Genomic DNA, 827 nt, shown 5'->3' with positions numbered 1-827 from the left:
GGTCGGCCGGGCCTGGGCGCGGGCCCGATACGGCGCCGGGCACGCCGACGCCGCCGAGCGACAAGGACGCGCCGACGACCGCGCCGTCCTGACCGGCGGCGCGGCGCCCGCCCTGCCGCCGCCCCCGCCCCCGCCGGTGGTGGCCGTGTGGGCAGGCCACGCCGAGGCGGTGGGCCTGTTCCTGGTGGCGCAACGGGAGTGGGTGATCAGCGATTACTCCGGCCTGCTGCTGCGCCTGGACTGGGGCACCGCCATGGCGGTGTGGGAGGGCCGAGGGTGGCCGGTGCGGTCGGGGCGGATGGCCGCGACCCTGGCCCAGGTGCAAGCCCTGGCCGACGCGGCCCAGGCCGAGGCCAATACCCTGATGCTGGCCCGCCAGCGCCAACGCCAAGGATCGCACCATGGCCGGTAATGCCGCCCATCAGCTTGTCTCCCTGACCCTCACCGCCGATGCATCGGGCGTCACGCGCGCGCTGACGGTCTCGCGGGCCGCGCTGACGGAGTGGACGCGCGCCGCGCAGGGCACGGGCCAGGGGGCAAGCACCGCCGGCCAGGGGCTGGCGCGGGTGGGCGCGGGCGCCGAGACGGCCGGGCAGCGGCTGGGGTCGGCCGGCCAGGGCGCGGCGCGGGCCGGTCAGGGGTTGGCCGAGATCGACCGGACCGCCACCGAGGCCGAGCGGGCCCTGACCGACACCGCCGCCGCCGGGGCCCGCGCGGCCCGCGACCTGGGCCGGGTGGACACGGCCGTGCCGCCGCTGGACCGGGTGGGCGCGGCGGCCGAACGATCGGGCGCCCAGGTGGCGCGCACCGCCGACCTGATGGGCGCC

2 protein-coding genes are annotated in these 827 nt (G+C 79.3%); both read left to right on the top strand.

Annotation, left to right across the window (positions count from 1 at the left end; genetic code table 11):
* On the top strand, positions 1-412 hold a 412-nt coding region (locus ROR02_RS16470), incomplete at its 5' end, for a hypothetical protein (protein ID WP_218032843.1).
* The coding region (locus ROR02_RS16465) for a hypothetical protein (RefSeq protein WP_218032842.1) at positions 402-827 on the top strand (426 nt) is incomplete at its 3' end. The genes ROR02_RS16470 and ROR02_RS16465, both read left to right, overlap by 11 nt.

The sequence above is a fragment of the Pararhodospirillum oryzae genome, from assembly GCF_007992075.1.
Classification (GTDB): Bacteria; Pseudomonadota; Alphaproteobacteria; order Rhodospirillales; family Rhodospirillaceae; genus Pararhodospirillum; species Pararhodospirillum oryzae.
Note: the sequence above shows the minus strand (reverse complement) of the source record. Positions and strands in the feature narration are given on the sequence as shown.